Source organism: Spartinivicinus poritis (assembly GCF_028858535.1).
In the GTDB taxonomy this organism is placed as follows: domain Bacteria; phylum Pseudomonadota; class Gammaproteobacteria; order Pseudomonadales; family Zooshikellaceae; genus Spartinivicinus; species Spartinivicinus poritis.
On the sequence record NZ_JAPMOU010000090.1, the window covers coordinates 1 to 9,225 of the forward strand.

Annotated in this window: 10 protein-coding genes; 5 read left to right on the forward strand and 5 right to left on the reverse strand. The window is 37.0% G+C overall.

The features are described 5' to 3' along the window. A partial coding sequence (locus ORQ98_RS27970; protein WP_274692127.1) for a calcium-binding protein occupies window positions 1-1,059 on the forward strand: 1,059 nt, incomplete at its 5' end. Window positions 1,060-1,128: 69 nt separating this feature from the next. On the opposite strand, the gene ORQ98_RS27975 is transcribed toward ORQ98_RS27970, so the two are convergent. Further along, a complete protein-coding gene (locus ORQ98_RS27975) occupies window positions 1,129-1,647 on the reverse strand; it encodes a hypothetical protein (protein WP_274692128.1) in 519 nt (172 codons plus the stop codon). A gap of 781 nt (window positions 1,648-2,428) precedes the next feature. On the opposite strand from ORQ98_RS27975, the gene ORQ98_RS27980 reads away from it, so the two are divergent. Then, complete coding sequence (locus tag ORQ98_RS27980) at window positions 2,429-2,899, forward strand: DUF6174 domain-containing protein (protein WP_274692129.1); 471 nt, start codon at window positions 2,429-2,431, stop codon at window positions 2,897-2,899. Between the two features lie 249 nt (window positions 2,900-3,148). Here the strand turns inward: ORQ98_RS27980 and ORQ98_RS27985 are convergent, their stop codons facing one another. The 4 genes from ORQ98_RS27985 to ORQ98_RS28000 form a co-directional block, all read right to left on the reverse strand. Further along, window positions 3,149-3,523, reverse strand: coding sequence for a hypothetical protein (locus tag ORQ98_RS27985; protein WP_274692130.1), 375 nt, complete (start codon window positions 3,521-3,523; stop codon window positions 3,149-3,151). A 470-nt stretch (window positions 3,524-3,993) separates the two neighbouring features. Then, a complete protein-coding gene (locus tag ORQ98_RS27990; protein ID WP_274692131.1) occupies window positions 3,994-4,725 on the reverse strand; it encodes a hypothetical protein in 732 nt (243 codons plus the stop codon). Between the two features lie 233 nt (window positions 4,726-4,958). Further along, a complete protein-coding gene (locus ORQ98_RS27995; RefSeq protein WP_274692132.1) occupies window positions 4,959-5,528 on the reverse strand; it encodes a hypothetical protein in 570 nt (189 codons plus the stop codon). Window positions 5,529-5,809: 281 nt separating this feature from the next. Beyond that, complete coding sequence (locus ORQ98_RS28000) at window positions 5,810-6,268, reverse strand: acyl-CoA thioesterase (RefSeq protein ID WP_274692133.1); 459 nt, start codon at window positions 6,266-6,268, stop codon at window positions 5,810-5,812. A 291-nt stretch (window positions 6,269-6,559) separates the two neighbouring features. Between ORQ98_RS28000 and ORQ98_RS28005 the strand changes: the two genes are divergently transcribed. From ORQ98_RS28005 to ORQ98_RS28015, 3 genes are all read left to right on the forward strand, one after another. Next, on the forward strand, window positions 6,560-7,399 hold the full coding sequence (locus tag ORQ98_RS28005) for a substrate-binding periplasmic protein (protein ID WP_274692134.1): 840 nt from the start codon (window positions 6,560-6,562) through the stop codon (window positions 7,397-7,399). A 585-nt stretch (window positions 7,400-7,984) separates the two neighbouring features. Next, window positions 7,985-8,356: a hypothetical protein gene (locus ORQ98_RS28010; protein WP_274692135.1), complete on the forward strand. Its 372-nt coding sequence runs from the start codon at window positions 7,985-7,987 to the stop codon at window positions 8,354-8,356. 204 nt (window positions 8,357-8,560) lie between these two features. After that, window positions 8,561-9,151, forward strand: coding sequence for a carboxymuconolactone decarboxylase family protein (locus tag ORQ98_RS28015; protein ID WP_274692136.1), 591 nt, complete (start codon window positions 8,561-8,563; stop codon window positions 9,149-9,151). Window positions 9,152-9,225: the final 74 nt, after the last annotated feature.

Below are 9,225 nucleotides of genomic sequence, written 5' to 3' on the forward strand. Positions count from 1 at the left end.
CAAGGGCAAGATACGTATATTATTGGCAGAAATGGCGATACAACCGCTAACCCTGCTGAAAAGGTGATTAATAATATAGCTACCCCAGCTCAGGCAATTGATACCAACAATCAAGTAAGCTATGAACAGGATTATTTGGTATTAGCAGGTGTGCGTCGTGATAAAATCCGATTAAGTCGAGAGGGCGATGACTTATTGGTGAAAGGCTTGAAAGATAATGGTCAAGAGGAAGCGGTACGACTTCAACAGTTTTTTAAAGGTGAAGCTTATCAGCATATTTCCATTGTTGATGAAAAAGGCGGTCAGTCTGCCATCGAAGTGGATGAGCAAGGAAATGCTGTTTTATCAAATAGTGCGGTGATTTTTGGTACAGACAACGCTGATAACTTATACACGACTGAGCGAGAACAAGGCAGCTATACGCTATTGGGAGAGGCCGGTGACGATCGACTACAGGCAAAGCATACATTTAAAGCCACTGAGAATGGTTATGAATTTTTAGATGGAGATATTTTAGTTGGTGGTAAAGGAAATGATACGCTACGAGATAGTTGGGCTGATGATGTCTTATTTAGTGGAGAAGACAATGACATTATTGTTAGCTCACTAGGCGATGATCAAATTGATACAGGTACCGGTCGTGACGAGGTACGTTTTGCTCCTAATGCGGAAGGTATAAAAGTAGTAAATACAAATAGTAGTTCTGAAGCAATATTATGGGTTCCTTTTTCTCTTACGGAAGCTAATTTTCGTTATGAGAAAAACAGTCTAATCATTGAAGGACTGGCTCCTAAAAGTAGAACTGATAAAAAACTGATGATAATGCTACCGGAATATTTAACAAATAAGCCTAATGTAGTATTGAAAAGTTATGATGGTAGGCAAGTAGAACCTGAAACACCAAATCAGTATTCTGAGCTTACTTATAACTCTGCAATGCCAGCTAACTCAAAGAACAAATCACTTGTAGAGCAAGAACGGTATGATAGTGATGAGTTGAGGCAACTTGCAGAACTGGCGGCTTTATCATTAGTTGTCAATCAAACAGACTTTTCCTGATTGAATTAAGAAGTGCATTCAAACTAAAAATTGAATGCACTTCTTCGGTCAAAATAGGTTACACTCCCTTTATACCCGGCCTAGAGCCAATTTACCTAACCACTCGAAATCTTTTTTCCCTAGTGAGCCTTTGTTTTCTCTTAGAATATCACTGTCGTAAAAATTCCAATTTTGACTATTTGAGAATTCACTTTTTATTTGAGCTTTATCATGATCTTTAAGTATTCCACCACTGCCAGCTCTGGAGCCGAGGCTTGTTGCCATATTTAATAAAGAGTGATTCTTAGGATCAACAGGGGAGCGACCATAGAAGGAAGTACTTTCATCCAGATCTTTGACACCTTCGTATTTGGTGAAAAGTACGCCAGGTGTGTATGCTAGCTCTTTTTTTCGCAATGTCAGCTTGCTACCAATATCATTCTCACTTGTCGTAAGTTTTTGAAAGGATTCTGTATCCGCTTGACTAGCTACTTGTAGGGAGACTTGACGACCATTAAATGTGCCAGTGAATGAATCAGAGCTACGAGAACTATCGTGAGTTGAAAAAGAGGAAATAGAAGATGATGGGATGTTAAGATTAGTATCCATAGTCAATATGATATCTCTTGATAAAATTAATGTTTACCGACTTATTGAGTATAAATAATACTGAAAGTTTTATTTGTTAAAGTACTCATCAGTCGAAATTTTTTAGTTTATGAGTCTGCCTTATAGATCAAAAAAAGGACAAGCAGTCTAGTACGACAGAGGAAAACTTATAGACTGAGTTAATAGAAGGAAAATACGCTACCAACACACAACACCTGGCTAAAGCCCAATCAACAATGGGTTAGCGTTATAGAAATGCGAGATGATTCATAACAAAGTCGACAATTTCATTTATTTGATCTTATTTAGTACTGACGTAAAGGTATAATAAGTCTAATGTCGTATTAACTATTTATGTGTTGGTGTTTTGTATTTGTTTGTGAACAGGGTGTAAAAGACACCGCGTAATAGAATCACATATAAGCGACGGTAGTTGTTAGTGTTGCTTCGACTGTGTACTTGGTTATAAATCAAGCTATCAACTACGTATGGTTCTAGCAATAAGTAAGGTAGATGGATTAATGAGCTATTTTATGTCTGTAATGACTCACTTAAAAATACTAATAAACAAGCAAAAGTTTACTAGTTATTGTTTTACATCAAACATGCGACATTTGCTTCCAATAATTCGGGATATTAGACAAGCTAATGTTGTAAATTAATTCAAGATACTTTATAAAGTGCTGCGACAAATGTCTAATTAAGTAGACCAAAATTTGTTGGCATATATTTACACTATGCTATTGTACCCAGTAATAAAATGAATATAGGATGTTCAACTATGATTTTAAAAAAAATTCTCCCTATCGCTTTGGCAGCAACATTATCTACAGCTGTATCTGCTGATACTTGGAATGAAGATTTTACTAAAGATTTTAAGCCGGAAGTTGCCACTTACTTAGCTAAATGGTATCAAGATAACTACAGTAATTATTCTTATATTTATCGAAAGTTTTGTTTTTGTCCTGATTCAGGAAAGTCATTTACGGTTGACGTCAGAGACAACGAAGTCAAAAATGTTACTTACACTGATACTAACGAAAAAGTACCAGAATCCTACATGAGAACCTTTGACACTATTGACGAACTTTTTGCTAATTTAGTTAAAGCAAATAAAAGTGCTCATAAAATAAATGTTGAATTTAATGAGCGTTTTGGTAATCCAAGTAGTGTTTACATTGATCATGATCCTCGGATTGCTGATGAAGAAACTGCTTATTCTATAGATCAAATTTATGTAATGTTGCCCTAAACAGCTTTTATACACCTTGGGATAGAGTCTCGTAAATGTGTTTGCCGTATACTTACTTATTTATTGCTAAAACAGTAAGTGATCGATAGCTTGGTTTACGGCCAAACACACTTTCGAGGCATCGCCAAATAATGGAAAGTAATGGGTTGACATCAATGATAAAGAAAAGATGGGGTAAAGTATCTCATCTGAAGCTGTACATGAAAGCCCCGGTATAACGGGGCTCGTAGGGTCGTCAGGTATTGGTTGTTACTGTATATCGTTGATTGATAAAACTTCAGGCTCTCCATGCAGTGGGCGATGGACTTTTATTATCACTGCTGTAGGAGCTACATCAGGATGAATAGACTCACCATTACAAATGAACTTGTAATTGGTGCCTGCAACCACTTGGGTGGACACAGCAAAAGGAGTGTACTTAACACCCGTGAAGCCACTCATTGCTTGAAAGAATACGCTGTAATCATCTCGGCTGAGATTAGTTCTATATAATGTCCAACCCCCAGGAATGAGAGTATTTGCTAGCGAAGCAGATTCGTTGGTGCGATACTGATTATCAGAAAACTGTTGAGATAGAGCGATACCTGGTAGTAGGCAAAGTAGTAGTAACAGTCGTTTAGCCATATTAAATTCCTTTTTATCTGTGGTGATTAACAAGGCTTAGATTAATATAGAATACTTGATTTGATTTTACTGATAACGACGATTAGTTGACTTAAAACAATAGTTGGATACATAAATAAGTTTTTATTTTGGTACTTTTGTGCGGTATTGCTGCTGTTTAGTAAATGAGAAAACCTCATTATATGAATAAAGCCCAAAACGTTTGTATTATTATGGAGACTTGTTTTTTTGAAACTAAATCTTAGGTAAAAACTGCCTTCAAGGATAGCCGCAAAAGTTTAATAGCAAAGCATTATAAACCATTCTCTTTATGCAGACTTTCATCTTGCCTGGCCAAAATCCCGCTTTTTAATTTTGGCCATTCTGCCATCAGGATGATGAAATACTAATCCCTCAATATTTTGATGCTGTAACCATGTTTTTAGCTCGTTAAATGTTCTGTATAAGTTAAGATTGAGCTGTCCTTACTATTAGCCTGATTGGATAGTAGTTTCATTAAGTTTAACTATCCACTTATAAGCCTGTGATAATATACAAATCTCAATAACCGCAACGATTAACCAAATAAGATCGTAAACAAAGTCCAAATAATAGGGTAGAAATGGTAGATAACTCATGATTTGGCTTGTCAAAATAGGCAGTAAACCTATTAAAACAAACAACCTTAATTGGTGATCAGAAGATATACTCCATGCCCACTGCAAGGTTTTTGGCTGATCTATAGCCGTTGCAGGCAAGATAAGGCTCCATCTAGAAATACAATAAGTAGCAGGTAGCATCAAGATAGCCATCAATAAGCTAAATGGTATTGAATTGTTATCCGGTAATAATGCCGTTAAGTTATAGCTTATTGCAGCAGTAATACCATATATCACTGAAAAACCAAAAAATATTAATAAGAACTTGGTTTCACGCTTTGTCCACCTTAAGACTGGTGTTGATTGGATGGCTTCACTGTTTAGTAGAAAAACGCGATGGCAACCAATAACACTCAGCACAAATGCTAGGTAGTAAATGATATAAATAAAAAAATATAGCATAAAATTAATTTCTGGCGGATGGGGAATCAAATAGTCTAATAAAATCATTAAAAAAATGAACGGAATCCCCAGCCGCAATAAAGCTGTTATGTTTTGAAAGGGGGTTGTTAATCCTTTTAAAAAAATTTCTTTTAAAGGTAGGGTTTTATTTACTTCAGTCAATTGTCTTCAACCATAGTCAGTAGATTTTCAGTGAGTGAATAATATACATGTTTAACGAATGAGTAAATCAGGTAGAGTATCAATAGAGTGAAACTAGTGGGAATGACACCATTTTAATAGTTTAGGTTTGGTGCTACTTACTTGTCTGTATAATAACTGACCAAATGGAGGGGTTAGGGAGAAAGGGGGATCAATGGGAGTTGGTGCTGACAATACTCCCAAAGAATAGGTTATTAATAATCCTCTAACTCATCTTCTTCCACAGACGGTGATTGTCTACGACTAGCGCGGGTTTTACGTTCGGGCTTTTTTTCAGTTTTCTTGGCTGTTGAAGGCTTTGGCAGAATTTTTTCAGGTTTAGGTAATGCTTGATAAAAGCCAACCGTCTTTAAAAACCAGCACTGGATTAATGCGCAAATGAACATAATGAACTGATAATTATAGTAAACCTTCAATAAAGGTAAGTTTATTTTATTCTGGCTCAATGTTGAAATTGTCAGTAATGCTGTGGTTAATACCAGTCCTGTAATAGACATGATTAGCCCAGTTGTTAGCAAGATATTATCTGATTTTTTTTGCCTGAAGCTTGTGAGTGAATCACGTAACATAATACCCCATAGGGCTATGGTGATGAATGACCATTCAGGTAGGTGTTTAATACTGTCCCACTCTTTACCAATGGATAATAAAATAAGCACATACACAATAATTGGCAATAAAGTAAAACCTGTTTCGTATATTGCCATTGCCAGGGATTTAAGGGCTAAACCGACATGTTTTAAGTAGTAGAGTGCTCGTTTCATAAATATCCCCAAAAATATACACTATTAAATCGCTATAGTATTAGTCATGTGTTTTTAGAATGGCCTTTCAGTTTCCTTTTGATTTCAAGTATTTGAAGCAGGCTAAAAAACGAGCGCGAAATATCGCATATTTTAACTGGATCTTTTGAGGGGTGGTTCGCACAAAGAAAACGAAACAAGTTGTGTATAGTAGCAGGTAACTATACACAACTTGTGGAGTTTATGAGGTATGCTCTTCGCGAATGACTTTTAATGAGAAAATCGATAGGAAATCAATGGCTTTAATGGTTTTTAGTTGCCTCAAGTCTTATTTGTCTGCGGTGAAGTGCTTCTTGATAGCGACGTTTTTCGTCAGTTGTTTGGGGGGTAAAGGAAGGCACCTGAGTCGGTTTGCCATTTTCATCCAAAGAGACCATGGTGAAGTAACAACTGTTCGTATGCCGTGACTTACGCTGGCGGATATCCTCTGCAACGACGCGAATGCCCACCTCCATTGAGGTATTGCCTGTATAGTTAACACTGGCCAGGCAGGTGACTAATTCACCAATTTCAATGGAATCTTTAAATAATACTTTATCCACTGAGAGGGTGACAACATAGGAGGCACAATAGCGCATGGCGCAGGTATAAGCGACTCGATCAAGTAGCTTAAGTAAGTCTCCTCCATGCATTTTTCCAGAAAAGTTCGCCATTTCGGGTGTAACTAGCTCGCTCATCTTTAAGGTGTGTTTGTAACTCATTGCTGCTTTCACCTCTATATCACTTAAAAACAGGGGATAACAGCATATATAGTTAGCAATAACTTAAATCTCAAGGAGAAATAACATAATCTAAAGGGCTCCTCTAATAATGGTTTACTGTCTCTGGCCTTCTGGTAAATTCGCAGTCAAAGCGTTGCTTTGATAGCATGCTGGAGGCCTGTTGAAAAGTAATGTCCTAAAGACTGGCATGGGTATTGCCGTTTTTAAATAACCTGCTGGCTGATTACTTACAAGCTACAATTGGGTAATCAACGAAAAGATTACTTATCCATGAAGTGCATGAGAGCAATTGTAGGTTGTTTACTGACCGCTTGTTGTTATACAAACCTGTTAGCAAGTGATTATTGGTCTACTCATGTTGTCAGGATTGCTGATGATTTGGCGGAATGGCCGCCTTACACTTATTTTATTCGTAAAAAAAACGGTGAGGCTTCCGAGCAAATTGCTGGTTTATCCATTGATGTAATTGAATGGATTTTTGCTCAAAATAATATTACTTATACTGTAGAACTATTGCCTTGGCAACGAACTCAGGCGGAAGTAGCCAAAGGCAGCCGCTATCATATGTTGTTAAATGCATCATACAGTGATAAGCGTAAAAAAACGTATTTGCTGACAAAACCATATTATCAATTAAACCTATTCTTTTTTTACTCTAAAAAATACCACAATAAACAGCCACTAGTGACAGGTGTCAATGATTTAAAAAAACGCTATAAAACTTGTGGTCTTTTTGGTTATAGCTATGCAGCAAGAGGATTTGCAGAAAATGAAGTGGACGCTTGGGCAAAAAATTATGATCTATTGATCAATGCACTACATAAACATGGCCGCCGCTGTGATGTTTTCATTGAAGGCTATGAAATTATGATAGGTTTTTCTTATATTGGCAATCCATTGATGAAGGACCCATTATTAGGTTATGCGAAACTTCCGGGCCTGAAACAAGAACCCTTTTATATGATGGTGAGCCGCCATATTAAGCAGGGGGATAAGCTAGTTGATATCATTAATAAAGGGCTTATTCAGCTAACTAAAACGGGTAAAATGCAGGCTTTATTTGACAAGTATCAGTTATTATATCCTGGGAATGATTTTTATTTGCAATGACTGGTAAGTGTGACGTGTTGGATAGAGCTGACTGGTAATAAAGTACCACTAAAAATCATTCACGAAGAGTATATTTCAAAGAGCCCACAAGGCTTACTTTTGCTTTTGGGTGTAAGTTTTTATATTTAGCAGCATGGTTTGATTGCCTATTCTGACAGTTTTAATCGACCGTTTGAATAAAGTGAATACCTTTAAAATAGGAGAGTGCCTTGAAAATAAAGAATAAAGGGTTTCACCTGGCTTTGCGTTTACGAGTACTTATTTTTCTTTTCCTGTCTAGCAGTACACAGTGAACTAACTAGGCTATAGAAAAGATGCTTGTAAAATACTCCCTATTTATGCAAAAATTCTTTTACTACGAATCACCTCAACTGAAGTATATCACCTGGTTGATATTCATACTAATAGGACCATTAAAACAAGGTTTTAGCTGCTGCCAATAAAATGAGTTTACAAGCAAGGTAAAATTGACTGGGTACTTTAAATACTGAAATTTTATAGAGTGTGAGTGTCGGTTCAAAAGGGTTAGCGAGAAGTGTAGGACCAGGGTTGTCAGCCTATAACTAAGGGAGCAAAGGAAGACTAGTGAAGAAGTGGGGTATTGTAACAAAGCTAATTGGGGTAATAGTTTTTTTTCCTGTCATTGAAAGTTACTGTATAGCGGACTCAATAACTGTGGCTGCGGAACAGGTTGCTGCTGAGGTAAAGCCAGTTCAGCTGACGGATTGGGGGGACACTATACGGGTGTCATTAAATTACTTACCACCAAAGGTTAGCCTATTAAAAGTTAAGCATGGTGCTGCTGAGCTTATTGATTGCAATGATCATACTGGTTATAAAATTCCATTCTGGCCTAATATATTGCTTAGTAAGGATCAACTACCAGTCACTTTATGTGTGGTGGCTTATGATCAGGCTGATAATAGCTCAATGCCTTGGGAGTTTGCTCTTAAGTAGAGGTACCCTAAAGTTTATTCGGAAAAACTTATTATTTTTATTATTGCCTCTCATCAGATAAAAGACACTTGTATTTTACGTTAATGGCTATCACGTTAGTGCATAGTTTATCTGAAAAAGAGTTTTTTTACTTAATGTAGCTGTTCGAATTCGACTTTTTTGACTAGAGTAAAACTTTTCTAGCCTGGAAAAGGATAATTCTTTATGGCCTATTTACAACCATTATCAGCAACTCATCACTCTGATTTAATAGACAGTTTTAGTGTTTTTGAACGAATTTTAGGTTTTGTGCCTAACAGCATGCTGACGATGCAACGCTGCCCAGCAATAGTAAAAGGTTTTACTGTATTAACAGAGGCTGTGATGAGCCCTCATGGTTCAGTTGATGTGGGGTTTAAACGGTTGATTGCACATTTTGCTAGTAAAGCAGCTGGGTGCCGTTATTGTGAAGCTCACTCGTTAGTAGCCGCCAAAATTCATGGAATGAGTGAAGAAAAAGTAGCAGCTGTTTGGAATTATAAAACAAATGCATTATATACTGAGGCTGAACGTGTTGCGTTAGACTTTGCATTAGCGGCGGGTTCAGTACCCAATGGAGTGGATGAGACCTTAATGAGTAAAATGAAGCAGTATTGGTCAGAGCAACAAATTGTAGAGATACTGGCGGCTGTTTGCTTATACGGTTTCTTAAATCGCTGGAATGACTCCATGGCTACTGACTTAGAAGATGCTCCCAAAGCACTGGCAAATAACGTGTTAAAAAAACATGGTTGGACTGCTGGTAAGCATGTCTAAGTGCGACATGAAGTCGCATAAAGTCGTTGTTCTCCGACTTACGAGAGAACCATCTGTATCACCAGATGACCCTA